Origin of the sequence: Bradyrhizobium sp. SK17, from assembly GCF_002831585.1 — a bacterium.
GTDB lineage: Bacteria > Pseudomonadota > Alphaproteobacteria > Rhizobiales > Xanthobacteraceae > Bradyrhizobium.
The window spans coordinates 1233033-1256941 of sequence record NZ_CP025113.1; the positions used below are offsets into that span (position 1 = coordinate 1233033).

General features: G+C 64.5%; 22 protein-coding genes and 1 tRNA gene. 9 read left to right on the top strand and 14 right to left on the bottom strand.

Annotated elements, in window-relative coordinates; all coding sequences use genetic code 11:
• Nucleotides 1–45 precede the first annotated feature (45 nt).
• The 6 genes from ugpA to CWS35_RS05705 all read left to right on the top strand — a co-directional run bounded on the left by ugpA (nt 46) and on the right by CWS35_RS05705 (nt 4408).
• A complete protein-coding gene (gene ugpA, locus CWS35_RS05680; RefSeq protein ID WP_024584321.1) occupies nt 46–927 on the top strand; it encodes a sn-glycerol-3-phosphate ABC transporter permease UgpA in 882 nt (293 codons plus the stop codon).
• On the top strand, nt 927–1775 hold the full coding sequence (gene ugpE / locus CWS35_RS05685) for a sn-glycerol-3-phosphate ABC transporter permease UgpE (RefSeq protein ID WP_024584320.1): 849 nt from the start codon (nt 927–929) through the stop codon (nt 1773–1775). Before ugpA ends, ugpE begins: the two co-directional genes overlap by 1 nt.
• The gene (locus CWS35_RS05690; RefSeq protein WP_024584319.1) at nt 1775–2857 is read left to right on the top strand and encodes a sn-glycerol-3-phosphate import ATP-binding protein UgpC; all 1083 of its coding nucleotides are present in this window, start codon (nt 1775–1777) and stop codon (nt 2855–2857) included. Before ugpE ends, CWS35_RS05690 begins: the two co-directional genes overlap by 1 nt.
• Nucleotides 2858–3027: 170 nt before the next feature.
• A complete protein-coding gene (locus CWS35_RS05695) occupies nt 3028–3453 on the top strand; it encodes an Hsp20 family protein (RefSeq protein ID WP_024584318.1) in 426 nt (141 codons plus the stop codon).
• 50 nt (nt 3454–3503) lie between these two features.
• Complete coding sequence (locus CWS35_RS05700; protein WP_024584317.1) at nt 3504–3770, top strand: DUF1150 domain-containing protein; 267 nt, start codon at nt 3504–3506, stop codon at nt 3768–3770.
• A 167-nt stretch (nt 3771–3937) separates the two neighbouring features.
• Nucleotides 3938–4408, top strand: coding sequence for a hypothetical protein (locus tag CWS35_RS05705; protein ID WP_157817077.1), 471 nt, complete (start codon nt 3938–3940; stop codon nt 4406–4408).
• A gap of 116 nt (nt 4409–4524) precedes the next feature.
• On the opposite strand, the gene CWS35_RS05710 is transcribed toward CWS35_RS05705, so the two are convergent.
• From CWS35_RS05710 to CWS35_RS05725, 4 genes are all read right to left on the bottom strand, one after another.
• Nucleotides 4525–4863, bottom strand: a complete 339-nt coding sequence (locus CWS35_RS05710; RefSeq protein WP_100956066.1) for a DUF6665 family protein — start codon at nt 4861–4863, stop codon at nt 4525–4527.
• 76 nt (nt 4864–4939) lie between these two features.
• Nucleotides 4940–6463 carry an AMP-binding protein gene (locus tag CWS35_RS05715; protein WP_100951236.1) on the bottom strand — a complete coding sequence of 508 codons (1524 nt, stop codon included), beginning with the start codon at nt 6461–6463 and terminating at the stop codon, nt 4940–4942.
• Between the two features lie 144 nt (nt 6464–6607).
• Nucleotides 6608–7738, bottom strand: coding sequence for a DUF5938 domain-containing protein (locus CWS35_RS05720; RefSeq protein ID WP_024584312.1), 1131 nt, complete (start codon nt 7736–7738; stop codon nt 6608–6610).
• A gap of 36 nt (nt 7739–7774) precedes the next feature.
• A complete protein-coding gene (locus CWS35_RS05725) occupies nt 7775–8473 on the bottom strand; it encodes an SDR family NAD(P)-dependent oxidoreductase (protein WP_245438882.1) in 699 nt (232 codons plus the stop codon).
• Nucleotides 8474–8953: 480 nt separating this feature from the next.
• On the opposite strand from CWS35_RS05725, the gene CWS35_RS05730 reads away from it, so the two are divergent.
• Entirely contained in the window at nt 8954–9559 is a 606-nt protein-coding gene (locus CWS35_RS05730) for a TetR/AcrR family transcriptional regulator (RefSeq protein WP_029880011.1), read from the top strand.
• Between the two features lie 113 nt (nt 9560–9672).
• Here the strand turns inward: CWS35_RS05730 and ptsN are convergent, their stop codons facing one another.
• From ptsN to CWS35_RS05770, 8 genes are all read right to left on the bottom strand, one after another.
• Nucleotides 9673–10134 (bottom strand): PTS IIA-like nitrogen regulatory protein PtsN, encoded by a 462-nt coding sequence (gene ptsN, locus CWS35_RS05735; RefSeq protein WP_016843543.1) that lies wholly within the window; start codon nt 10132–10134, stop codon nt 9673–9675.
• A 230-nt stretch (nt 10135–10364) separates the two neighbouring features.
• Nucleotides 10365–10964 (bottom strand): ribosome hibernation-promoting factor, HPF/YfiA family, encoded by a 600-nt coding sequence (gene hpf, locus CWS35_RS05740; RefSeq protein ID WP_024584309.1) that lies wholly within the window; start codon nt 10962–10964, stop codon nt 10365–10367.
• A gap of 178 nt (nt 10965–11142) precedes the next feature.
• Nucleotides 11143–12789, bottom strand: a complete 1647-nt coding sequence (gene rpoN, locus CWS35_RS05745) for an RNA polymerase factor sigma-54 (RefSeq protein ID WP_024584308.1) — start codon at nt 12787–12789, stop codon at nt 11143–11145.
• Between the two features lie 90 nt (nt 12790–12879).
• Nucleotides 12880–13872 (bottom strand): LPS export ABC transporter ATP-binding protein, encoded by a 993-nt coding sequence (lptB, locus tag CWS35_RS05750; protein WP_024584307.1) that lies wholly within the window; start codon nt 13870–13872, stop codon nt 12880–12882.
• A 354-nt stretch (nt 13873–14226) separates the two neighbouring features.
• On the bottom strand, nt 14227–14967 hold the full coding sequence (locus CWS35_RS05755; RefSeq protein WP_029880010.1) for an LptA/OstA family protein: 741 nt from the start codon (nt 14965–14967) through the stop codon (nt 14227–14229).
• Nucleotides 14964–15698: an LPS export ABC transporter periplasmic protein LptC gene (lptC, locus tag CWS35_RS05760; protein WP_100951238.1), complete on the bottom strand. Its 735-nt coding sequence runs from the start codon at nt 15696–15698 to the stop codon at nt 14964–14966. Before lptC ends, CWS35_RS05755 begins: the two co-directional genes overlap by 4 nt.
• Before the next feature lie 170 nt (nt 15699–15868).
• Entirely contained in the window at nt 15869–16483 is a 615-nt protein-coding gene (locus CWS35_RS05765) for a ribonuclease D (RefSeq protein ID WP_100956068.1), read from the bottom strand.
• Nucleotides 16484–16664: 181 nt separating this feature from the next.
• Nucleotides 16665–19427, bottom strand: coding sequence for an autotransporter outer membrane beta-barrel domain-containing protein (locus tag CWS35_RS05770; RefSeq protein ID WP_100951240.1), 2763 nt, complete (start codon nt 19425–19427; stop codon nt 16665–16667).
• A gap of 369 nt (nt 19428–19796) precedes the next feature.
• On the opposite strand from CWS35_RS05770, the gene CWS35_RS05775 reads away from it, so the two are divergent.
• Nucleotides 19797–21062: an MFS transporter gene (locus CWS35_RS05775; protein WP_100951242.1), complete on the top strand. Its 1266-nt coding sequence runs from the start codon at nt 19797–19799 to the stop codon at nt 21060–21062.
• Nucleotides 21063–21248: 186 nt separating this feature from the next.
• Here the strand turns inward: CWS35_RS05775 and CWS35_RS05780 are convergent, their stop codons facing one another.
• Together CWS35_RS05780 and CWS35_RS05785 are read right to left on the bottom strand one after the other, a co-directional pair.
• Nucleotides 21249–22274 (bottom strand): MBL fold metallo-hydrolase, encoded by a 1026-nt coding sequence (locus CWS35_RS05780; protein WP_100951244.1) that lies wholly within the window; start codon nt 22272–22274, stop codon nt 21249–21251.
• A gap of 399 nt (nt 22275–22673) precedes the next feature.
• Nucleotides 22674–22760 (bottom strand) — tRNA-Leu (locus tag CWS35_RS05785).
• A 144-nt stretch (nt 22761–22904) separates the two neighbouring features.
• Between CWS35_RS05785 and CWS35_RS05790 the strand changes: the two genes are divergently transcribed.
• On the top strand, nt 22905–23873 hold the full coding sequence (locus CWS35_RS05790) for a complex I NDUFA9 subunit family protein (protein ID WP_024584300.1): 969 nt from the start codon (nt 22905–22907) through the stop codon (nt 23871–23873).
• Nucleotides 23874–23909: the final 36 nt, after the last annotated feature.

The following is a 23909-nucleotide window of genomic DNA, read 5'->3' on the forward strand; positions in this document are numbered from 1 at the left end:
CAACCGGCAGGCCGCGACGAGCGGCCTGCCACTTTCTTAGAGACCATGCAAAAGCAAGCGATTTTCCAATCAAAGCTGTTGCCTTACGCGCTGGTTGCCCCGCAACTTGCGATCGTCCTGATCTTTTTCTACTGGCCGGCCGCGCAGGCGGTGATCCAGTCCTTCCTGCTGCAAGACGCTTTCGGCCTGTCCACCAGCTTCGTCTGGTTCGAGAACTATCTCGAGCTGTTCAAGGACCCGGCCTATTTCGCCACGATCGTCAGGACCTTCGCGTTCTCGTTCGCGATCGCGGTGTCGTCGCTGTCGTTCGCACTTCTGCTCGCCGTCATGGCCGACAAGCCGCTGCGCGGCTCGACGCTGTACCGCACGCTGCTGATCTGGCCCTATGCGGTGGCGCCGCCCGTGGTCGGCGTGCTTTGGGTGTTCATGCTGCATCCCTCGCTCGGCGTGCTGTCGCGCTATCTGCGCGCCATGGGCGTTGACTGGAATCCGTTGCTCAACGGCGACCAGGCCGCGACGCTGATCATCCTCGCCGCGGCGTGGAAGCAGATCTCCTACAATTTCCTGTTCTTCCTCGCCGGCCTCCAGAGCATCCCGAGGAGCGTGATCGAGGCCGCCGCGATCGACGGCGCCCGCCCGATGCGGCGGTTCTGGACCGTGATCTTCCCGCTGCTGTCGCCGACCATCTTCTTCCTGCTGGTCATCAACATCGTCTACGCCTTCTTCGACACCTTCGGCATCATCGACACGATGACCCGCGGCGGCCCCGGCAAGTCGACCGAAACGCTGGTCTACAAGGTCTATTCGGACGGCCTGATCGGCGGCAATCTCGGCTCGTCGGCGGCGCAATCGGTCATCCTGATGGTGATCGTGATCGTGCTGACCGGAATCCAGTTCCGCTTCGTCGAACGCAAGGTGACCTACTGATGGTCGAGGAAGAGGGCTTCCAGCGCTATCTGGCTCACATCATCCTGTGGATCGGGATCGTGATCGTCGCCTTCCCGGTCTATCTGGCGATCGTCGCCTCGACCCAGGACAATGCCGTCATCGCCAACGGCCAGATGTCGCTGTTGCCCGGCGGCCATTTCTTCGAGACCTACTACCAGACGCTGTTCGTCGGCACGAGCGGATCGACCCGCGAGCCGGTGCTCAACATGATGCTGAATTCGCTGATCATGGCGCTCTTGATCGCGGTCGGCAAAATCGCGATCTCGATCATCTCGGCCTATGCGATCGTGTATTTCCGGTTTCCGTTCCGGATGGCGATCTTCTGGATCATCTTCATCACCCTGATGCTGCCGGTCGAGGTGCGCATCTATCCGACCTACAAGATCGTCGCCGACCTGCATCTGCTCGATAGTTACGCCGGCCTGTCGCTGCCGCTGATCGCCTCCGCCACCGCAACGCTCTTGTTCCGGCAGTTCTTCATGACGGTGCCGGATGAATTGCTGGAGGCCTCGCGGATCGACGGCGCGGGCCCGTTCCGCTTCTTCTGGGATACGCTATTGCCGCTGTCGCGCACCAACATGGCCGCGCTGTTCGTGATCCTGTTCATCCTCGGCTGGAATCAATATCTCTGGCCGCTGTTGATCACCACGCGCGACGACATGCAGACCATCCAGGTCGGCATCCGCAAGATGATCACCACGACCGACGCGCTGACCGAATGGCCGATCGTGATGGCGACCGCGCTGCTCGCGATGCTGCCGCCGGTGTTCGTCGTCGTCGTGATGCAGAAACTGTTCGTGCGCGGATTGGTGGAGACGGAAAAGTAATGGCCAACGTCACGCTGCGCAGCGTCCGCAAGACCTATCCCGGCGGCTTCGAGGCCATCAAGGGCGTCGATGTCGACGTCGGCGACGGACAGTTCTGCGTGCTGGTCGGTCCTTCCGGCTGCGGCAAGTCCACGCTGCTGCGCATGGTCGCGGGGCTCGAGACCATCACCGGCGGCGAGATCGACATCGGCGGCCGCGTCGTCAACCAGGTCGAGCCGGCCGATCGCGACATCGCGATGGTGTTCCAGAACTATGCGCTCTATCCGCATATGAGCGTCTACAACAACATGGCCTACGGCCTGCGCAACCGCGGCATGGCCGAGGCCGAGATCAAGACCCGGGTCGAGGAAGCTGCGCGCGTGCTCGAGCTGTCGCCGATGCTGGAGCGCAAGCCGCGGCAGCTTTCCGGCGGCCAGCGCCAGCGCGTCGCGATGGGCCGCGCCATCGTGCGCCAGCCGAAAGTGTTCCTGTTCGACGAGCCGCTGTCGAACCTCGACGCCAAGCTGCGCATCGCGATGCGGGTCGAGATCCGCAAGCTGCAACGCCGGCTCAACACCACCTCGATCTACGTCACCCACGACCAGCTCGAGGCGATGACGCTGGCCGACATCCTGGTGGTGATGAATGGCGGCCAGGTCGAGCAGATCGGCAATCCGCTGGAGATCTACCAGAAGCCGGCGACCACCTTCGTCGCCTCCTTCATCGGCGCCCCGCCGATGAACCTGATGCCGCTGCGTTCGGACGAGCTGACGTCCCAGATCACGGGTGCCGATGGTGCCGGTATCGTCGGTATCCGGCCGGAGGATTTCGTGATCTCCAGCGAGGCCGTACCGGACGGCGTCGCGCTCGGCCTGACGGTCGAGGCGATCGAGCATGTCGGCGCCGAGACCTTCGTCTATGGCAGCCGCCAGCGCGCGGAACAGGGCATTGCCGCCAATCCAGGCGAACTGCCGCCGGGGGAGGTCATCGTCCGGGTTCCCGGCGCCACCGGCCCTGCCATCGGCGAGCGGATCCGGGCGGTCGCGCCGCGCGACAAACTGCATCTATTTACCGCCGACGGCCGGAAGCGGGTCGCGGGGTAACCGATCGGGAAGAATTTGCTCCCATGTTGCGGGCGTTTAGGCTGGTTTCGGGGCTGCTTGAACGCTATCCAGATCGCCCCCATATCCCTCACTGACCGGAGGCCAGACGGCCCGCCGGTTGCATGGGGCGCCGCAAGGGCCCCTCAAAGTCGCTTCGAGAGGACTTTGTAATGTCTCGTGTTCCATCGTTGTCCAGTCCGTTCCTTCTGGGATTCGACGAGATCGAGCGTGCGCTCGACCGCGTCGTGAAGGGCGCTGACGGCTATCCTCCGTACAACATCGAGCGGTGCGACCGGTCCAACGGCCAGCCTGAACGGCTTCGCATCACGTTGGCGGTAGCGGGCTTCACCCGCGACCAACTCGATGTAACGATTGAGGAAAACCAGCTCGTCATCCGCGGCCGCCAGCAGGACGACAAGGCTCGGCAATACATCCATCGCGGCATCGCCGCGCGCCACTTCCAGCGCACCTTCGTGCTGGCGGAGGGGATGCAGGTGCTGGGCGCGGATCTGAAGAACGGGTTGTTGTCGATTGACCTGGCCAGGCCGGAACCTGAACGGGTCATTAAGACAATCGCTATCAATGAGCACGAATAATAGAAACAAGGAGCGGACTCGACCGCTTGTCTGACTGAGGAGTCGAGACCATGAGTGAAGCAAACATCATCTTCCAATCCGACAGCGTGACGCCGGAAGCGCTGGCCCATCTGGGTGAGGGTCATATCGCCTATGTGAAGCAGGTCCGTTCCGAGGACGTGCCCGACCTCTTTCCGCAGGCGCCGAAGATCGCGCCGGGCCTCAAGCTGTTCGCATTGCATGCCGCCGACGGCACGCCGATCATGCTGACTGACAGCCGCGAAGCCGCGATCGCCAACGCCTGGAGCAACGAGTTGCAGGCCGTCAGCGTCCACTGACACGCTGCTGACGCGACATCCGCGAGTTCAGATGCGCGGGCATGCCTCGACACCGAGGCGGCCCGCGCATTTTTTATGGCGACCAGGCGGTACGCCACAATTGCGCTTCGGCCGATCCATTAACGAAGTCCGCGGTAACCTCGCTGATCCGTTGCCTGCGGTGCACGATGCTCATGATCAGTCGATCGTCCAGCTGGGGTCTCTGCTTCGGTGGGTTGGCCGCGCTTGTCGTGGCCCTCCTTCTCACCCTGACCTGGTCGAGTAAGTCGGGCGCCGGCAGCTTGATCATGTTGCTGGTGATGTTCGTGCCCGCCGTCACCATCATGGGCGGCCTCGTCGGCGGCGTTCTGTTCGGCCTGGTCGGCGTCATCATTGCGCTCAGCGGGCATCGCATCGAGGCATCCCCGCTCAGTTATGCGCTCCTGGGAGGCCTGCTTTCGCTGGGGGTGCTGGTGCCGTACGCGTCCTGGGTGGCGAACGGACTGGTTCCGGCGCTGCAAGGACGGCAGGGCGTTCATGTCCTGCTGCCCACTGCGTTCCTGCCAGTTGTGATCGTCGGCTTTCTCGTCGGAGCGAAAGTGGCGTTGGCAAACGCGCGGGCCGTTCCACCGCCGCTCGAAGGCGGGTCTCGCAGCTAGAGCACGATGAGATCAGGTTGAATCGTCATCGCGCTCTCGCATCTTGTTTGCGCATGATCTTTCCGGATCATGCTCTAGGCCGCCAGCAACCGCTGGCCGAAATGGCTCACAAACCTTCAATCAGACTTCAATGCGGGGAGCATCGGGCTCATGCTGAGCTGCACCTCGCCGGGAACGCTGTAGTCGCGCATCAGCGAGCGAGTGTTGCGCAGCCCGCACGCCTCCCGCTGCACCACGAACATCCAGAGCGCATGACCGGCCTCTCGCACCAGGACACGGCGCGCCTGTTGCGCAGGCGCCTCGGCGCGCGGTTGATCGGCATCGAATTCGCGCAGCCTGGCGAGCGCCTGTTCCAGCGCCCGGCCCATGCGTCCGAGCGCGCTCGCCCGCTCCTCGGCAAGCTCGTAGGCGAGAACGTCGATGGGAACACGATCAAGGCGAAAATCGCGGGACATCAGCCATCCCTGGTTCGCACGCGCATTGTTGCGCACGACCGTCTTCTGGCCTCAGCGGCGGGTTGTCAATACACGTTCAGGCCAGCCGCGCGCGGATGTCGGGCTTCAGCACCTTGCCGACCTTGGAACGCGGCAGATCGTTCCAGACCTCGATCTGCTTCGGCGTCTTGATGCTGCCGATCTGTTGCTTGACGAAGGCCGCAAGCGCCGTCGCATCGACGGTTTGGCCCGCGCGCGGCTGCACGACGGCGACGATGCGCTCGCCCCATTTGTCGTCGGGCAACCCGATCACGGCGCAATCCTGCACCGCCTCATGGGCACGCAACGCATTCTCGACCTCGATCGAATAGACGTTGAAGCCGCCGGTGATGATCATGTCCTTGGCGCGGTCGACGATATAGAGATAGCCGTCACCGTCGATGTAGCCGATATCGCCGGTGTGGTGCCAGCCATGCACCGAGGCCTCGCGCGTCGCCTCCGGGTTCTTGTAGTAGCCGTCCATGACCAGCGAGCCCCGCACCACGATCTCGCCGCGCGATCCCGCAGGCAGCAGCTTGCCGTCGCCATCCATGATGCCGGCCTGCACCAGCGGGCCGATCCGCCCGGCGGAAGACAGCCGCTCCATCGCGATCGTGCCGTCGGCATTGTAGTGATCGGCAGGCGGCATCATCGAGATCATCATCGGCGCCTCGGTCTGACCGAACAGCTGCGCCATCGGCCCGATCCGCTTCAACGCTTCCGCGAGCCGCGTCGCCGAGATCGGCGCGGCGCCATACCAGAAGCATTGCAGCGAACCGAGACTGGCGCGATCGAGGCCGGGATGATCGAGCAGCATGTAGATCACGGTCGGCGGCAGGAACGTGTGCGTGACGCGGTGGTAGGCGATCAGGGCGAGGAACTCTTCGATGTCGGGATGGTGCATGATCACGACGCGGCCACCGAGCGTCATGATCGGAAAACACAGTACACCGGCGGCATGGGTCAGCGGCGCCAGCGCGAGATAGACCGGGCGGCCCTTGAACGGATAGCCCATCAGGGTCAGCGCGGTCATCGCCTCGATGTTGCGCCCCGACAGCATCACGCCCTTGGGCTTGCCGGTGGTGCCGCCGGTGCCGGGGATCATCGCGAGGTCGTCGATCGTGTCGCGCTGGTAGGGATCGTCGGCGAGACCGCCGAGCCAATGATCGAATGACGGCGCGAACGGCAGCTCGGTATCGAGGCAGACCAGCGTGCGCAGCTTGGGCAGATCCCGCCTGACGGCCTCGACCATCGGCGCAAAGCTGGAATGAAACAGCAGCAGGCTGCAATCGAACTGGTCGAGGATGAACTTGTTCTCGGTCGCCTCGTTGCGCGGATTGATCGGGCACCACACGGCGGCGGCGCGCGAGATGCCGAACACGCAGGCGAACGCAATCGGATCGTTGCCGGACAGGATCGCGACCTTCTCGCCGGGAGCGATGGCGGACCGTTCGAGCCCGCGCGCGATCCGGAAGCTCAGCCCTTGCACCTCGCCGTAGCTGAGGTCGCGGCCGTCCATCGTAAGACACGGCGCGTCGGGGCCGAGTGAAGCACCCTTGTCGAGGTAATCGATGAAGCGCATGGCTGACCTCGCGGGAGGGAGGCGGGTGACGCGCGACTGCATCACCCGCCGATCGTACGTTTTCGAGCGAGCGGACACCGGTCCGCTTGACGAAAACGCTTCAGGGAACGAAGGGCCGAGCCCCGATCCGATCGGGGCTCGAGCTCAATCTTGCACGGTCAGCACCGGCTTGCTGACCAGGCCGAAGCTGCGCAATTGCCCGAGCAGCTCGTGATGGCCGAACGCCTGGCAGCCGGAGGCGAAGCCGACGCGCTTGGGCGGTTGCTGCACCAGATGCGCGGCAGCATAGGCTTGCAGCAGGCCGGTCTGCTTGTAGTTGCTGTTGCCGTTGATGACGCAGTGCGCGCGCCCCAGCGGGCCGGAGGCATACACCGAATCCATCGACTTGTTGACGCGCGGGTTCTCGCGCGGCGGCATGGTGTTCATCACGCTGGCCGCGGTCTGCACCAGCGCGGCGTAGCGCTCGTCGGGCTTCATGTCCTTGGTTGCGTCGAGCGCTGCGGCGACGATCTGCGGCACGCCCAGCATCAGCGCACGGTTGAACACGCCGCCCAACACCTTCACGTTGGCGACCCGCGGATCGCGCTTGAACCAGACCGGGTGCGAGGTGCCGCCCCAGGGCAGCGCCAGCGCCAGTTCATGCTGGCCGGGGATGACGAGGTTGTAGAGGCCGGCATCGGGCTGATGCTCGACGTACTTGTTCTGCTCCAGATAGTAGGCTTTGCCCATCGCGGCGTTGACCAGGATGGTCTGCGTCGAGGCGATGGTCGGGCTGCCGCCCCAGAACACGGCGATATCGAGCGTGTCGAGGCCGGGCGTTTCCAGACAGAGCTGCGCGGCGATTTCGCCTGTCGTGTACATCTGCGCGATGCCCGGCGCCAGCAGCAGGCCGGCATTGCCGAACTTGGTGCCGAACTCCTGCTCGAGCGTGATCAGCCAGTCCTGTTCGCCGGTCGTGTCGGTGTAGTGGCACTTGGCAGCGAGGCAAGCCTGCACCACCTCGACGCCGAACTTGGCGAACGGGCCCACGGTGTTGAGCACCACCGAGGCGCCCTTGAACAGTTCAGTCAGCGCGGCCACGGTGTGCGGCACCGTCACCACCTCGTAGTCGGCGGTCTCGATGCCGGCCACGTTCGACTTCATCGCGGCGTTGAGCTTCTCGGCGCTGCGGCCGGCGGCGATGAAGGGGATGTTGTACTCGCGCAGATATTCGCAGACCAGCCGGCCGGTATAGCCGGACGCGCCATAGACGATGACGGGTTTCTTCTCGCTCATTGCGATCCTCCGAAATGTTTGTTGTCGGCGCTGTTGCTACATGCCCATGCCGCCGTCGACCGGCAGGCCGATGCCGGTGATGAAGCGGGCATCGTTCGAGCACAGGAACACTGCGGCGTCGGCGATGTCGGAGACCTCGGCGAGCTTGCCGAGCGGCGTCTGCTCCACCACCGAGCCGACCGCGGCGTTGATGTCGGGCGCAAGGCCGATCTTCACGATGTCATTGGCGAGTTGCATGCCCATGTCGGTCGGGATCAGGCCGGGATAGATGCAGTTGACGCGCACGCCGTAGCCGAGCTTGCCGGCCTCCATCGCGCCGACGCGGGTCATGCGATCGACCGCGGACTTGGTGCCGGAGTAGACCGCGATGCTCGGGAACGCGATCGTCGCCGCCACCGAGGCGATGTTGACGACGGCACCGCCCTTGCCTGCGGCTCCGCCCGGCCGCATCGCACGGAACGCGTGCTTCATGCCGAGCACGGTGCCGACGATGTTGACCTCGCACATGCGGCGCGCGTCCTCGGCCTTGATGTCGGCGACCAGCGAGGTGATCTCGATGCCGGCATTGTTGATCAGGATGTCGAAGCCGCCGAGGGTCTCGACGGTGGCGGCGGCGGCCCGCTCCCATTGCGCGTCGTCGGTGACGTCGAGCTTGACGAAGCCGGTCTTCACCCCGGCCTTGGCGATCTCGGCGGCGCTGGCCTTGCCCGCATCATCGAGAATATCGCCGATCATGATCGCGGCACCGGAGCGCGCCAGTGCCTGTGCGATCGCCGCGCCAATCCCCGGGCGCCGCCGGTGATCAGGGCTTTCCTGCCTTCAAGGCTCTTCCCACTCATGACGTAGTCCTCCCTTTGCTTGCCTTTGCTTGCTGATGTCTGGTGCTGCGGAGATCGGCAGTGCGGGCCGGCGGGCTTGCGCATTCTGAGCGCATGGATGGCCGCGGCCGGCGTCGGCGGGGCGCGGCATGGCGCGCCCCGGGCGGTGCATTTCCTCCTGTTTGTCGATTGGTCAGCCGTCTTGACGGTTGTCCAAATTATTTGACCAACCCTCGTCCAGGAACTTGACACTTGTCAAGCCCGAATTTGACAAGTGTCAAGGATGATGATGTGAAGGGATGGAGTGCGCCGCGGTCCGCGCGGTATAAAGATGTTCAGGGAAGAGACCGAGGAAAGGCACCGGATGGCGCGGCATGCGACAGGAGCGGCCCAACGCGTGGCGGTAGCGGCCGAGGCGCTGCGCGACGAGAAGTTCAACGCCCGGCGCGTCGAGCTTGCGGAGGCCGCACTGGAGACGCTTGGCGAGCTCGGCTTCGCGCGCACCAGCCTGCGCGAGATCGCGCAGAACTCCGCGTTCACGCACGGCGTGTTTCACTATTATTTCAGCGACAAGCTCGATCTGATCTGCTGCTGCGTGCGGCACTACAAGGCAAAGTGCGTGACGCGCTATGACGAGGTGGTGACGACGGCGCGCAGCCGCGCCGAACTGACCGAAGGCTTCCTCGCCAAGCTCGCGGCGACGCTCGAGAACGAAGCGCGCATGCACCGGCTCTGGTACGATCTGCGCTCGCAGGCGATGTTCGAGCCCGCGTTTCGCAAGGACGTGCTCGAGATCGACAAGAGCCTGGAAGCGATGATCTGGCGCATCGCCACGCGCTACGCCGAGCTCGGCAACAAGCAGCCGGCGTCATCTCCAGCCGCGCTCTACGCGCTGTTCGACGGCCTGTTCCAAAGCGCGTTGCTCAGGCACCTCGCCGGCGACGAGAAAGCGGTCTCCGATCTGCTCGTCGAAGTCCGCCGCCTGCTGCCGACGATCTGCTGAAGCGATACGAAGCTTCGTAGCGCGGATGAAGCGCATCGGCATGCGTCATCGCGTGACGAACGGACTATGTCCTGATGACAGTTGCGCGAATGTGCGTCGTGCGCGCTGAGTGATTATGCCGCGCTCGCCGGCGGCAGCGCGAGCACCGAGTAGATCGCCTGCGCGTCGCGCGAGGCGCGCAACTTCTTGGCGACGTCCTGGTCGCGCAGCAGGCGGGCGATCCGCGCCAGCGCCTTGAGGTGGTCGGCGCCGGCGCCTTCGGGCGCCAGCAACAGGAAGATCAGATCGACCGGCTGGCCGTCCATCGCCTCGAAATCGATCGGGCGCTCCAGGCGGGCGAAGAAGCCGAACAGCTTCTCCAGCTTCGGCAGCTTGCCGTGCGGGATGGCGACGCCATAGCCGACCGCCGTGGTGCCGAGCTTCTCGCGTTGCAGCAGCACTTCGAAGATCGCGCGTTCGTTCTGCCCGGTGAGCGCGGAAGCGCGCGCGGCAAGTTCCTGCAGCGCCTGCTTCTTGCTGATGACTTTCAAAGCCGGGAGAATCGCCTCGGGTGCGACCAAATCAGTAATCGGCATTGGGACGTTCCGAGGTGAATGACCGTCAGGTTGCGAAATAGGCTTTACAGCGGCGGCGTCAAGAAGATGAGGTGGGATGCGGGCTTAGCCCGGGTCCAGCTGGCAGGGCTTCTACTCCAACGTATCGGCGGTGCCAACACCTGCGAACCCTGTTCCGCCCCCTTATTGCTGGAGGCGGCGGACCATAAGCAGGGCTGGCTTCGAACGTCAATGCCATCTGGCAACTATCCTCAAGGGCTCACCGCGGGTGGATCGACCCAGCCGACATTGCCGTCCGTCCGGCGGTAAATGATGTTCACCCGGCCGCTGCCGCCATGCTGGAACACCAGGCACGAGGCCCCGGACAGATCGAGCTCCATGACGGCTTCGCTGACCGACAAGCGCTTCAGCGCGGTGGTTGCCTCGGCAATGATCACCGGGCTGTATTCAGTGACCTCGTCGTCGTTCTCGGGCGCCTCGATGACGTAGCTCGGCGCGTCGAGCCCGACGCCATTCAGTTCGGCAAGCGCGGCGCTCGCGGCATAGGCCTTGCGCGCAGAGCGATCCTTGAGCCGGCTCTTGTAGCGGCGCAGCCGCTTCTCGATCATCAGCAGCGCGGCATCGGCGCTGGCATAGGCGTCGGCGGCGTTGGATTCGGCTTCCAGCGTGATGCCGGAATCCAGATGCAACGCGCAGTCGGTGCGGAAGCCGAAGCCATCCTTGCTCAGCGTGATGTGACCGGAATAGTTGCCATCAAAATACTTTCGCAGGACCTCGTCGGTGCGGTCGCTGACGCGCGCCCGAAGCGCCTCGCCGATGCTGATGCTCTTTCCCGAGATTCGAAGGGTCATTTGATGCCTCAATTGCTGGATGCCTCGATCACTCCTGCGGATGCTTGCTGGGTTTCCGGTGACCTTCCTTTCTGGACGACGCTTGATCAGGAAAGGCTGAGACTATCGCGATTTGACGCGAACGCAACGAGCGCTTGGAGCGGTCCGTACTCGGACGGGGTCATGCTCAAAAAGTAACCTAAACGGGAGCTGTATCGCGCGACCGGTCGGAGGAGGAAGCGGGAGCCGAAAGCGCGTTGCCAAGCATGCTTTGTTTGTCACGGCGGCGTTGCACCGAAGATGGTATCCGCATCGCTTCGCGGTACTTCGCGACGGTGCGGCGGGCAATATCAATGCCCGACGCGCGCAAACGTTCCACGATCGTGTCGTCGGACAGGATCGCTGACGGCGCTTCGCCGTCGATCAGCTGCTTGATGTGGTGACGCACGGCTTCGGCCGAATGCGCCTCGCCGCCGTCGGCAGACGCGATCGACGCGGTGAAGAAATACTTCAATTCAAAACTGCCGCGATTGGTCGCCATGTATTTGTTGGCGGTGACGCGCGACACCGTCGATTCGTGCATCTGGATCGCGTCCGCCACCGCTTTCAGATTGAGCGGCCGCAGATGCGCGACCCCATAGGTGAAGAAGCCGTCCTGCTGACGGACGATCTCGGTCGCCACCTTCAGGATGGTGCGGGCGCGCTGATCGAGCGCGCGCACCAGCCAGGTCGCGTTCTGCAGGCAGTCGGTGAAGTACGACTTGTCACCGTCCTTGCGAATCGTCTTCGACAGCTCAGCGTAATAGGTCTGGTTGACCAGCACACGCGGCAGAGTGTCGCTGTTGAGCTCGACATGCCAGCCGCCGTCCGGACCGGGACGGACATAGACGTCGGGCACCATGGTCTGCGTCCGCGAAGTGCCGAACTTCAAACCGGGCTTCGGATCGAGCCTTCGGATCTCCGCGATCATGTCGGTGATGTCTTCGTCGTCGACACCACAGAGCTTTCGCAAGCCTGCGATGTCGCGCTTGGCGAGCAGATCGAGATGCTCGACCAGCGCCTGCATCGCCGGGTCGTAGCGATCGAGTTCGCGAAGCTGGATCGCCAGGCATTCGCTCAGGTTTCGCGCGCACACGCCCGGCGGATCGAATTTCTGCAACACCGCGACGACCTCGTCGACCGCTTGCTGCGACGCTCCGAGCCGCTCCGCGGCCTGGCCGAGATCGGCCGGCAGGTAGCCGGCATCGTCGACCAGGTCGATCAGGTACTGCCCGATCATGCGCTGCGCCGGCGCCGAGAAGGCCACCGCGAGCTGTTCGGCGAGATGGTCGGCGAGCGTCAGCTCGGCGGCCACGAAGGCTTCGAGATTGTATTCGTCGTCGCTGGAGGCGCCGCCGCCCCATTCGGTGTAGACCGACGGCGGCGCGTCCTGTGCGGCGCGCGCGGCGGCCTCCGCCGGCTCCTCGGAGAACACGTTCTCAAGGCCGGAATCGAGCGTCTGCTCGATCTCGGCGCGGGTGCCGAGGTCGCGATTCAGCCATTCCTCCTGGCCGGGCTCGAACGCGGCCTCGCCGCTCGAACCGGCGGCGATGTCGGAGTGGTCACCATCGTCCCCGTAGCTGCTGGAGTCGCCGTAGTCGGACCGCTCGATGGCCGGCTCGCCCGCCACCGGCGGCTCCGGGCCGTCGGCAGCGCGCTCGAGCAGCGGATTGCGCTCCAGCTCCTCCTCGACGAAGGCGGACAGGTCCAGGTTCGACAGTTGCAGCAGCTTGATCGCCTGCATCAGCTGCGGCGTCATCACCAGCGACTGCGACTGGCGGAACTCTAGTCTTTGCGTCAGCGCCATGGAGGCAAGATCGATTCCAGAAGTTGGCTCGATTCTTGCTTATCTTAGTCTGAAGCCCTTGTACACGGCTTGACGGATAGGAAAAAAGCGCTACAGGCGGAATTCCTCGCCAAGGTAAAGCCGGCGTACATCGGGATCATTAACGATCTCCTCCGGGCTTCCCTCGGTCAAGATCTCACCAGCATAGACGATGTAGGCACGGTCGGTCAGGCCGAGCGTCTCGCGGACATTGTGGTCGGTGATGAGCACGCCGATGCCGCGGTTGGTAAGGTGGCGGACCAGGTCCTGAATGTCGCCCACTGCGATCGGATCGATGCCGGCGAACGGCTCGTCGAGCAGCATGTAATTCGGGCGCGTCGCCAGCGCGCGCGCGATCTCGACGCGGCGCCGCTCGCCGCCGGACAACGCGATCGACGGGCTCTTGCGCAGCCGCGTGATGTTGAACTCGTCGAGCAGCGAGTCGAGTTCGTGCTCGCGCTTCTTCCGCGAGGGCTCGACCACTTCGAGCACCGCGCGGATGTTCTGCTCGACCGTCAGGCCGCGGAAGATCGAGGCTTCCTGCGGCAGATAGCCGATGCCGAGGCGCGCACGCTGGTACATCGGCAGCTTGGTCACGTCGTGGCCATCGAGTTCGATCGCGCCGCGATCGGCCTTGATCAGCCCGGTGATCATGTAGAACACGGTGGTCTTGCCGGCGCCGTTCGGCCCGAGCAGGCCGACCGCCTCGCCGCGGCGTACATAGATGCTGACGCCGCGCACGACCTGCCGGCTGCCAAAACTCTTTTCCACGCTATGCACAGCCAGATAGCCCGGCCGCTTGATCAGCTGTGGCGCGGCCGCAGCGCCGCTCCTCGACGGAGCCTTGGCAGGCCGCGGGCGTGCCGTCGCAGCGGCCGGCTGCGAGCGTTGCAGCTCGACGCCGGGGACGGGCGCGGCGCGCGCCATCGGCGGCGCGTCGCGCACCGGGCTCGCCAGCATCTCGCCGAAAGGCTCGCCGAGCGACGTGATGTCGTCATGCGCGCGCGCAAATCCGGTGCTGCGTTTCGCAGGGCGCCGCCGGAACATGCCGAATAAATCCACCATCCCCGCTTCGCTTCAGCCTTTCACGGTGATCCCGCGACTTTGCCTGCGGACCAATCGATTCGCACGCCAACCTGCGAACATGAACTGGAAAACCGGATACCGGCCTTCCCGCGCGACAAACGCGGACGCGCTGGCGTAGATCATGCTCGAATAATACGGCAAAGCGCGGTCACCCGCGCCTTGGATGAGTGGATGCCCCCGCCCCGGCCGTCATGATTCCCTCTCGGAGACGCATCGTTCGGCCAGACCGCAGCAGTAGATACAGTCTCACCCCTCGTGCTTCAACCTCGCAGCCGCAAAATATTATCTAACTAATTGATTTTGCTTGACCTTACGTGAAGCTTCGTGGTCGCACTATTTCGACTTGCTGCCCGGCAGGAGCTGAAGCGGCGACGGCGCCGCCGGGGCGGCGCCAGGGGTGGCCGGCGTCCCGCAGCCGCCCTTGCCGTTCTGTCCGCCCTGGGACTGGATGAACAGTCCCTGCACCTTGCCGCTGTCGGATTCGACCCGCGAGACGCCGGTGGTCATGTCGACCAGCAGGCGGTCGCCGCGCAGCACGTTCTGGCACTGGGTCAGCACCACCTGGCCGCCACCGCCGCCGAGCATCGTGATCAGATTGGTCTTGGTGTCGAAGATCGCGGTCTCGCCGGTGACCACCTGGTCCTTCTGGGTCACCACGACATTGCCCTTGGCCTCGAGCCGCTTGATCGAGGATGCGCCGCCGGGGCCGGGCGTGGCCGATTGCATCGGCGCGCCCTTGGCCGCGGCCGCCGCCTTGGTGCCGGCCGGCGCAGGCGCGGGCGTCTGGGTCGATTTATCCTCGTAGAACACCACCAGGATCTTCGAGGTCATGGTGGTGTCGCCCTGCACGACCTTCACATTGCCGGAGAAGGTCGCCTCCTTCTTCTTGTCGCGCATCTCGAGCGCGGCGGCCTCGATCTGGATCGGCTGGTCACGGTTCTGCGAAAAGCCCTGCATGGCGTTCGGAACACCGGACATCGAGCCCTGCGCGAACGCGGCATGCACTGCGAACAGCGCGAGCAGGAAGGCCGCAATTGCGATGCCGTGCGGGAAGCGTCTCATCATCGAAATCATTTCGTGTTGGCGGATTTGCGCGCCTTCGGCGGCGCCGGAGGAGGTGGTGGTGGCGCGGCCTCGGCGGGCGGGCTCGCATTGTTGTCGCCGAGCTTGTCGAGATACATCACGACATTGCCTTCGAACCGCACGAGCTCGCCGCTGTTGTAGATTCGGAGCCTGTCGGATGTCAGCGTGCCCTGGAGCAATTTGACGTCGACATGCTCGTCCGACGACACATTGCCCTTGTTGATGTCGACGAAGGCCTGCGTCAGCCTGGCTTCATAGCCGGTGGACGATTGCAGGAAGATATCCTGGCGCAGGTCGAGCAGTTGCTTCTTGTTGTCGAAGAAGCCGGTGCGCGCATCCATCGTCACGGTCGACTCATCCTGCTGCGCGACCTTGGCGCGGATCGTCTTGAGCTCGACATGGTCAGGATCGGTGACGTCCTGGATCGCGGCCTTGGCCCACATCTCGTAGGGCCGGCCATCGGCGGAGAAGCCTGCGATGTGCGGCGATTCCATCGTGATCTTGGTGCCCGACACCACGAGGTTGTCCATCTCGACCGGCAGCTTGGGGATGATTTCGCGGAATGGATTGTAGACCGAGACGAAGATGATCGAGGCCATCGCCACTCCCACCACGGCCGGCACCGCGACGCGCAGGATCCGCACCATGCGGCTGTGCCGCGCGGCGGCGGCAAAGCGCGCCTCGAGGCCCGTCACATAGGCTGGATTCTGAACCGAATTCACCTGAGCTCCAGAGGCACGAAATTGCCCCTATTCTAGCCGGAGCCGCCCAATTATGCAGCCCGGACCTCGCGTCGCGCCCCTGCGGGAGACCACGCGTGAACAGTTTGGCCGAAACGGGGCGGAACCGGTTCCGCCCCGACGAATTCGCGCCCGATCATGAACGGGCGAAATCACGAATGGGCGAAGATGTCCTCGGCTTCCCAGCCATCGAGGTCCAGCCTGGCCCGTGTCGGCAGGAAATCGAAGCAGGCCTGCGCCAGCTCGGTGCGTCCCTCGCGCGCCAGCATGACGTTCAGCTTGTCGCGCAGCGCGTGCAGGTGCAGCACGTCGGAGGCGGCATAGGCGAGCTGGGCCTCGCTGAGGCTTTGCGCGCCCCAGTCACTCGACTGCTGCTGCTTCGACAATTCGACGTTCAGCACCTCGCGCACCAGATCCTTCAGGCCGTGGCGGTCGGTATAGGTGCGCGACAGCCGCGACGCGATCTTGGTGCAATAGACCGGCGCCGGCATCACGCCGAAAGTGTTGTAGAGCACCGCGACGTCGAAGCGCGCGAAATGGAAGATCTTGGTGATCGCAGGATTGGCGAGCAGCGCCTTCAGGTTCGGCGCATCGGTGTGACCCTTCGGAATCTGGATCACGTCGGCGGTGCCGTCGCCGTTCGACATCTGCACCACGCAGAGCCGGTCGCGATGCGGATGCAGCCCCATGGTCTCGGTGTCGATCGCAACGGAATCGGTGTAGCGCGAGAGATCGGGCAGGTCGCCGCGATGCAGGCGGATGGTCATGCTGTCAAAAACCTCGTCGAATCGCTCTTGGAACAAGCTATCGTTCTATTCGCCGGCAGGCGAGCGGGCATCAAAAGGGGAGGACGCCCGTCCCTCATTCCGCCGGCACGGCCGGCTCGGGGTGTAGCGCCATTGTGCAACGGAGACAATGGCTTGGCTCGCCGGTCGCGACCCGGCGTCGCTATTGCCAGCTGACCCGGAGGCCAAACCGCCCGGTGATGTCCTCGCGATGGGTGCTGTCCACCGAGGTGGTGTAGCCCGCGCTCGCATAGGCGCTGACCGCGCGATTGATCTGCGCGGAGACGCCGGCGCCGATCTCGACGGCGGTGCCGCGGCTCTGCACGCCGATCAGGTCGGTGGTGGCGAAGGCGATGCTGCGATCGTTCGCGGCGGTGTGCCAGAGATTGGCCTCGAGATAGGGACGCAATTCGGCAGTGCCGACGGTGAAGGTCGACGGAATGCGCACGCCGAGCCGGCCGGTCAGCGTATCGGCGCTGCCGGGCGCCACGCTGGAGAAGATGTCGTTGAAGCTGTCGAACGCCTGGCGTTGCCAGATCAGTTGCGCCTGCGGCTCGATCGCGAAGAAGCGATTCAGCGGAATCGGCACGCCGGCTTCGAGCGACGCCGCGACGCCGGTGCCGGACACCCGCGCACCGACCTGGCGATCCGATTGCGGGCTTGCACCATAAAAGCTGCCCATCAGCACCGCGTCGACGTACCAGCCCGACGGACCGATATGGGTCCAGTAGCCGCCGATGTTCTGGCTGTCGATCGAGAGCGTGCCGGTGCGGATGTCGTTCATGCCGAGCGCGAAGCCATTGACGGTGCCGTTGGCCCAGCCATAGGCATAGAAGAAGCCGGCACGATCATGATGCTCCGGCGCGGACTGAAAGCGCAGGATGTCGACGCCGACCTGCACGCCGGCCATGGTGCCGTCGAACGAAGGGCTGACCGTGCCGGCCCAGCTTTGCGAGCTGTGCGAGCCATATGCGCGCGCCCATGCGGCCGGCTGGTCACCGCTGCTGGTGAGCAGGGCCTGATCGCCCTGGCGCTGATGGAAGGTGCCGAGCGTCGCGAGCCCGAGTTTCTGCGCCACCTGCGGCAGCGCCGAATAGACCGCGGCTTCAGGCCGATAGAGCTGGATCGGCTCCGAGCCATCCGGCGGCGGTGTTGGCGTCACGGGATCGGGAGGGAGCGGCGGCGGCGTCACGCCGGGAGGCGGCGGGACCGGCGGAACGGGCGGCACCGGCGGGTTGGTACCCGGCAGCAATTCCGAGCGCAGATACCAGTTGTCGGCGCTGCCGGCCGATACGCCGCCTCGGAACAACATGTATTCGTGCGCGCCCGCAACCACCGCATTGGAGAGACCGAACGCGGCGGCGGACGTGGTGCCGCCGTTGATCGCCTGCACCACCAGGATGCCGTCGGCGGTGGTCTGCGCGCCGGCGCCGCCGGCATTGATCACGGTCATCGCCGTCGTGCCCGAGGCATTGCCGCCGGAGATCACGAGCCGATCCGATGGCGAACCATCGCTGCCGAGCACGCTGTGCAGATAAAGGCCGCCGCCGTTGCCGACATAGTTGCCGACGATGGTCAGGCTGTTCGCCGCCACGGCACCGCCATTGGTGAGGTTGATGACGCCGGCATTGGTAACGGTGATCGGCGGTCCGCCCGGAAACGGCGTAATCGACGGATTCGCGCCGTTGCCCGCCTGAAGGCTGGTGCCGGCCGCAATCGACACATTGCCGGTCAGCGAGGTCTGTAGCGTCAGCGTGCCGCTGTTGATGAAGGTGTTGGCGAAGGTGCCGGTGCCTGCCCAAGTCCAGTCGCTGCCTTCCATCGTCAGCGTCTGGAAGCGCGTGAACGCATTGTCGGCTGTGCCGCTGCCCTGCAGACGGACCTGATTGTTGCCGCTGCCGCCATCGGCGAGGCCGACGATCTGCGAGCCGGTCTGCAAGACGAGCGTCATATTGCCGTTGCCGCCCGCGATCGCGCTGCCGCTGTTGCCGGCGATCAGGCCGGCATTGACGATGGTGGTGACGCCGTTGAGCGTGCGGATCGCAGGGCCCGCTTGGCTGATGATCTGGCCACCGGCGAGGTTCTGGATCGTCGCGGTAAACGAAGATCCCACGGTGTTGGAGAATACGCCGTCGGAGTTGACGCCGCGCGCCTCGATGGTCCCGCTGTTGGTCAGGACGGCGCCATTGCCCTGCATGAAGACGGTGTTGTTCGCGATCCCGCTCGCAGGGCCGCCGGTGGTGAGCAGCGTGCCCGTGTTTGTGATGTTGGCGAGTTGGCCGACCGAATAGATCGCACGCGCGCCCGCGCCCGCCGTCGTGATGGTGCCGCTGTTGTTAAACGTGCTGTTGTCGCCGGTCTGCACGTAGAGCCCGTGCGACTGCGGTCCCTGGGTAGTTATCGTTCCGGTGTTGATCAGCGTGTTGCCGCTGCTCGGCGAGAGACCGGTGATGGCGAGGCCGCGCGAGGCGCCGTTCTGCGTCGTGATGGTGCCGTTGTTCACCAGCGTATTGCCGTTGCCGCTGTCGGCGATGGCATTGCTGCCGGCGCCGCTGGTCGTGATCACGCCCGACGCGCCGTTGGTGAAGACATTGCCGTCACCGCTGCCGAAGATTCCAGTGCCGCCGCCGCTGATGGTCAGCGTGCCGTTGTTGGTGGCGGTGCTGCCGGTGACGAGGCCGACGGCGGTTGCACCCGCGCCGGGCGTGATACCCGCGCCCTGCAACACGCTCACCGTGACGTTCGAGCTGCCGGCCGCGGCCTGCACGCCTGCGGGGGAGGGGTTTGGTGCCGCGGTCGAGCAGGTCACCGTCTGACCGCTCACCGGCGCGAGATTGTCGCAAGCGGCAAGCGCCTGCGAGGCCGACAGGAGATAACCGCCACCCAGAGTGCACGACAGGATCGCCGCGAGCCGCGATGAAACCATGCCCTTCTCCACCTTCGGCGCGAAGCTCCGGCTCGCGCTCCTGCTTCCCCTGCCCCGCTCTCAGCGTCGGCTGATTCGCTCCATTCAGGCTGGAAACGATTTGCGGCGACCTGTTGCGCGACCGCCACAGACGGAACCTTTGGATGTGCGCTCCTTGTTCACACCCCTTGCGTGCATACGCTTCCGCGTCGGTGATGTACAGAGCAGGCGCGTCGCAGGCGCAGGCCTGCATCGCCGCCGTCCGATGGCGAGCGCTCCGCGCTTTCGCGAAACCGATTTCGACGGAACTTGTGATCCGCCACCCCGTGAAATCGGCCTGCGCCGTCCCTATCTGTTGCCAGCCCGTATCCGCCCAATGAAAAGAGCCTCATGTCGGAACAGACCATCGCCGCGCCGATCGACGATCAGCAGGTGCGCGGCTTCACGCGCTATCAATCGTTCCTGATCGCGCTGCTCGCCTTCACGCAGTTCAATTTGATCCTCGACTTCATCATCATGTCGCCGCTCGGCGCCATCCTGATGCCGTCGCTCAACATCACGGCCGGGCAGTTCGGCGTCGCGGTCTCGGCCTATGCGTTCGCCGCCGGCATTTCCGGCATCCTCGCCGCCGGCTTCGCCGATCGCTTCGACCGCAAGCGGCTGCTGCTGTTCTTCTATGTCGGCTTCATGTCCGGCACCGTGCTATGCGCGCTGGCGCAGAATTTCCACGTGCTGTTGCTTGGCCGCATCGTCACCGGCCTGTTCGGCGGCGTGATCGGCTCCGTCGTGCTCGCCATCGTCACCGACCTGTTTCCGCTGCAACAGCGCGGCCGCGCGATGGGCGTGCTGCAAACCGCGTTCGCCGCAAGCCAGGTGCTCGGCGTCCCGGCCGGACTTTTCCTGGCCAATCACTGGAACTGGCACATCTGCTTCGTGGCCATCGTCGGCCTGTCGATCGTGGCGATCGCCGCCATTGTGCTGTTCATGGAGCCGGTCGACGGACACCTCAAGCTGCAACACGACGGCAACCCGTTCCGCCACCTGATCGCAACCGTGGGCCAGCCGCGCTACACGCTGGCCTTCCTGGTGACGACGCTGCTGGCGACCGGCGGCTTCATGCTGATGCCGTTCGGCAGCGCCTTCACCGTGCACAATCTCGGCATCGACATTACGCACCTGCCGACGATCTATCTGGTCTCCGGCCTGTTCAGCATCATCATGGGGCCATTGGTCGGCCGCGCCGCCGACAGGTTCGGCAAATATCCGACCTTCGTGTTCGGCTGCGTGGTGACCGTGATCATGGTGCTGACCTACACCAATCTCGGCCACGTCTCGCTGCTGACCGCGATCGTGGTCAACGTGCTGATGTTCGTCGGCATCTTCTCGCGCATGATCCCGTCGCAGGCGCTGATGTCGGCGATCCCCGACGCCAGCCAGCGCGGATCGTTCAGCGCTGTCTCCGCCTCGGTGCAGCAACTCTCGGGCGGACTGGGCTCGGTGGTCGCTGCCGCGATCGTCGCCGAGAACCCGGACGGCTCGCTGCTGCATTTCGACCGGATCGGCTACGTCGTCGTGGCGAGTTCGTTGTTCTCGATGATCGCGATGTACTTTGTGCAGAAGCCGATCGCGCGGCGCGCCGGGCGGCGGATCGTGTGAGGGCTTGTGTTAAGGTTTGCCGAGCTGCTGCCGGTCGCTTTGCCGGCGCAGATCGGTTGGTGCAGTGGCGTGACCACCTCGCCCGCGTAGACTTGGCGATGCCGGATCGGTCGCGTTAGGTCATGACGCCGCAGCCGTTGCCGAGAGTCCCAACGCCTCACGGTCTCATATCAACCGGCTCGGGCTTCATTGAACGTCGTCCAGCTTGACATTCTTGTTGTCGAGGTCGGGAAGTTTCTCGGTTGGGCGAGGCGGCGTGACTTTGACGCCGTCGTCATCGATGTCAATGACCGTCCGATCTTCGCCCATCAGCATCGGGCCGGTGTAACCGGCCTGGCGGATTTGCTTCACGATGATTTCGTCACCCGCCTTACCCGACAGATCCTTCTTCACGATGTGCGAAAGGACGGCGAGGCGCGGTTTCGATTCAGAGAATGCACGGGCTGCCTGTTCAGGTGAGGCGAGCTTCGACGCCACCGCAGCTCGGTGCTTTTCCGCCTCTGGGCGCGCCATCCATTCATCGCTGAATCCGACAACGTTGTGGACCAGCAAGTCCGCACCTCTCGCCGCGGTCACGACGTTGGGACTGTAGACCGTGTCACCCGACAGAACGACGACGCGATGGCCGTACTCGATCTTGTAACCGACGGCCGGATCGCCATCCCCATGCGACACCTTGAAGGCGCTGACTTTCAGTCCGTCCTGGTCATAGACCTGTCCGTCGGTGATCTCCGTGGTTTTCACGTCCATGTATTCGATCTTGTTGAAGCCATTGACGCCTCCCCGCTTCTCAACATCGCTGAACATTGCACGCATTCCCTTGATCATTTTGAGCGTGCCTGGCGGTCCCCAGACTTCCGGCGGCTTGTCACGCGCGAGTAGAAACCATGGCGTGATCCACAACGTCGGCAATCCTTCGATGTGATCGTTGTGGAGATGCGTCAGGAAAATCTTGGTGACCTCACGCGGATTGACGCGAGACTCGTAGAGCCTTTGCACGACACCTCTTCCCGCATCGAAGAGCAGTCGCTGCCCGCCGGCTTCGATGAGCGTCGAATATCCGTATCGTGTCGGATTGATCTCGGGGCCGCCGGTACCCACGAGCGTCACTCGCACGTGATGATCGACCGGCTGGGCTGCAACAGACGATGCAAGTCCGATCGCGGCCAATGCGGCCGCCAGGGCGGTGACGGCAAAGCGGGAAACCGACATTACATCATCCCATTATACAGTTTATCGAATGATAGTATCACTAGCTGCCAATTCCGCCAGTCCGGATTTTCCGGGACCCCGACCCACCGGCAAATGCCCCCGCACGCTCACTCGGCGCGATGCCGCAGCGTCAGCAATCCGCGCGATGAAGGGCACACCCAGCAGACGTCCGGGGCCGGCGGTATTGAGGTCGCCCTTGCCTGGGCTTGAGGCGTCGCAGTGATGGATTCATGTCGTTGCGGAGCGGCCTGACCGAGGCGTTGACCGCCTTGCCGCATACCTCCGTCGGGCCCGATCACGCCTCAACGGTGCCGCACGGACAGCAGCGTCGCCCAGCGGTGGCGCAACGCCCCGATAGGGGCGTGCATCTTATTGAAGGACAAGATGATTCAAGAGGGGTGGTGCCCAGGAAAGGACTCGAACCTTCACGGCCGTTAAGCCACTGGCACCTGAAGCCAGCGCGTCTACCAATTCCACCACCTGGGCGTGGGCGCGTTAGTAAGGTTCGGTTACGCGCTTGTCAAATTCAGGAAACGAAAAATCGAATACCCTGTACATGGTGGGGTCGATGGCGTATCGCCAGTTGGCTAACCCACGTCAATAACTCCCGAATCCGACAGGAATCCTCCCATGGCATCGAACCTGGACACCACAGTCACGGTCTTCGGCGGATCGGGGTTTCTGGGGCGGAACGTGGTCCGGGCGCTCTGCAAGCGCGATTACCGGGTCCGTGTTGCAGTGCGGCGGCCTGAACTGGCCGGCCATCTTCAGCCGCTCGGCCGGGTCGGGCAGATTCATGCCGTGCAGGCCAATGTGCGCTACCCGGCCTCGGTCGAGGCGGCGATGCGTGATTCGCAGGTCGCCATCAACCTGGTCGGCATCCTGGCCGAAGGCGGCGGGCAGAGTTTCGATGCCGTGCAGGTGAAGGGCGCCGAGACGGTCGCCAAGGCGGCGGCTGCGAGCGGCGGACGGATGGTCCATGTCTCGGCGATCGGGGCCGATGCGGATTCGCTGTCGGGTTATTTCCGCGCCAAGGCGGCAGGCGAGACCGCGGTGCAGGCGGCGCTGCCGTCGGCCACCATCATGCGGCCGTCGCTGCTGTTCGGACCCGAGGATCAGTTCACCAACCGCTTCGCGGCGCTGGCGCGCATCTCGCCGGTGCTGCCGCTGGTCGGCGGTGGCGTCAACACGGTGCAGCCGGCCTATGTCGCCGACGTCGCGGACGCCGTGGCTGATGCGGTCGACGGCAAGGCCAAGGCCGGCGCGACCTACGAGCTCGGCGGCCCTGAGGTGCTGACCATGCGCGAGGTGATGCAGATCATCCTCGAGATCACCCAGCGCGACCGCATGCTGATGCCGCTGCCGTTCGGCCTCGCCAAGCTCAAATCCTACTTCCTGCAATTCGCGCCGGGGCCGTTCACGTTGACGCCCGACCAGGTCGCGATGCTGCGCGTGGACAATGTGGTGTCCGACGCCGCCAAGGCCGCCGGCCTGACCTTCGCCGGCCTCGGCATCACGCCGGACTCGATGGAAGCGGTCGCTCCGCAATATCTCTGGCGGTTCCGCGCGACGGGCCAGTTCCAGAAGAAGAGCGCCTAAGCCGCTCTCTCCACCTGTCGTCCCGGCCTTGAGCCG

What these genes read in the sequence shown, in the direction of transcription:
- ugpA (WP_024584321.1), top strand. Translation starts at nt 46, where the DNA reads ATGCAAAAGCAAGCGATTTTCCAATCAAAGCTGTTGCCTTACGCGCTG.
- ugpE (WP_024584320.1), top strand. Translation starts at nt 927, where the DNA reads ATGGTCGAGGAAGAGGGCTTCCAGCGCTATCTGGCTCACATCATCCTG.
- CWS35_RS05690 (WP_024584319.1), top strand. Translation starts at nt 1,775, where the DNA reads ATGGCCAACGTCACGCTGCGCAGCGTCCGCAAGACCTATCCCGGCGGC.
- CWS35_RS05695 (WP_024584318.1), top strand. Translation starts at nt 3,028, where the DNA reads ATGTCTCGTGTTCCATCGTTGTCCAGTCCGTTCCTTCTGGGATTCGAC.
- CWS35_RS05700 (WP_024584317.1), top strand. Translation starts at nt 3,504, where the DNA reads ATGAGTGAAGCAAACATCATCTTCCAATCCGACAGCGTGACGCCGGAA.
- CWS35_RS05705 (WP_157817077.1), top strand. Translation starts at nt 3,938, where the DNA reads ATGCTCATGATCAGTCGATCGTCCAGCTGGGGTCTCTGCTTCGGTGGG.
- CWS35_RS05710 (WP_100956066.1), bottom strand. Translation starts at nt 4,863, where the DNA reads ATGTCCCGCGATTTTCGCCTTGATCGTGTTCCCATCGACGTTCTCGCC.
- CWS35_RS05715 (WP_100951236.1), bottom strand. Translation starts at nt 6,463, where the DNA reads ATGCGCTTCATCGATTACCTCGACAAGGGTGCTTCACTCGGCCCCGAC.
- CWS35_RS05720 (WP_024584312.1), bottom strand. Translation starts at nt 7,738, where the DNA reads ATGAGCGAGAAGAAACCCGTCATCGTCTATGGCGCGTCCGGCTATACC.
- CWS35_RS05725 (WP_245438882.1), bottom strand. Translation starts at nt 8,473, where the DNA reads ATGATCGGCGATATTCTCGATGATGCGGGCAAGGCCAGCGCCGCCGAG.
- ptsN (WP_016843543.1), bottom strand. Translation starts at nt 10,134, where the DNA reads ATGCCGATTACTGATTTGGTCGCACCCGAGGCGATTCTCCCGGCTTTG.
- hpf (WP_024584309.1), bottom strand. Translation starts at nt 10,964, where the DNA reads ATGACCCTTCGAATCTCGGGAAAGAGCATCAGCATCGGCGAGGCGCTT.
- rpoN (WP_024584308.1), bottom strand. Translation starts at nt 12,789, where the DNA reads ATGGCGCTGACGCAAAGACTAGAGTTCCGCCAGTCGCAGTCGCTGGTG.
- lptB (WP_024584307.1), bottom strand. Translation starts at nt 13,872, where the DNA reads ATGGTGGATTTATTCGGCATGTTCCGGCGGCGCCCTGCGAAACGCAGC.
- CWS35_RS05755 (WP_029880010.1), bottom strand. Translation starts at nt 14,967, where the DNA reads ATGATTTCGATGATGAGACGCTTCCCGCACGGCATCGCAATTGCGGCC.
- CWS35_RS05765 (WP_100956068.1), bottom strand. Translation starts at nt 16,483, where the DNA reads ATGACCATCCGCCTGCATCGCGGCGACCTGCCCGATCTCTCGCGCTAC.
- CWS35_RS05770 (WP_100951240.1), bottom strand. Translation starts at nt 19,427, where the DNA reads ATGGTTTCATCGCGGCTCGCGGCGATCCTGTCGTGCACTCTGGGTGGC.
- CWS35_RS05775 (WP_100951242.1), top strand. Translation starts at nt 19,797, where the DNA reads ATGTCGGAACAGACCATCGCCGCGCCGATCGACGATCAGCAGGTGCGC.
- CWS35_RS05780 (WP_100951244.1), bottom strand. Translation starts at nt 22,274, where the DNA reads ATGTCGGTTTCCCGCTTTGCCGTCACCGCCCTGGCGGCCGCATTGGCC.
- CWS35_RS05790 (WP_024584300.1), top strand. Translation starts at nt 22,905, where the DNA reads ATGGCATCGAACCTGGACACCACAGTCACGGTCTTCGGCGGATCGGGG.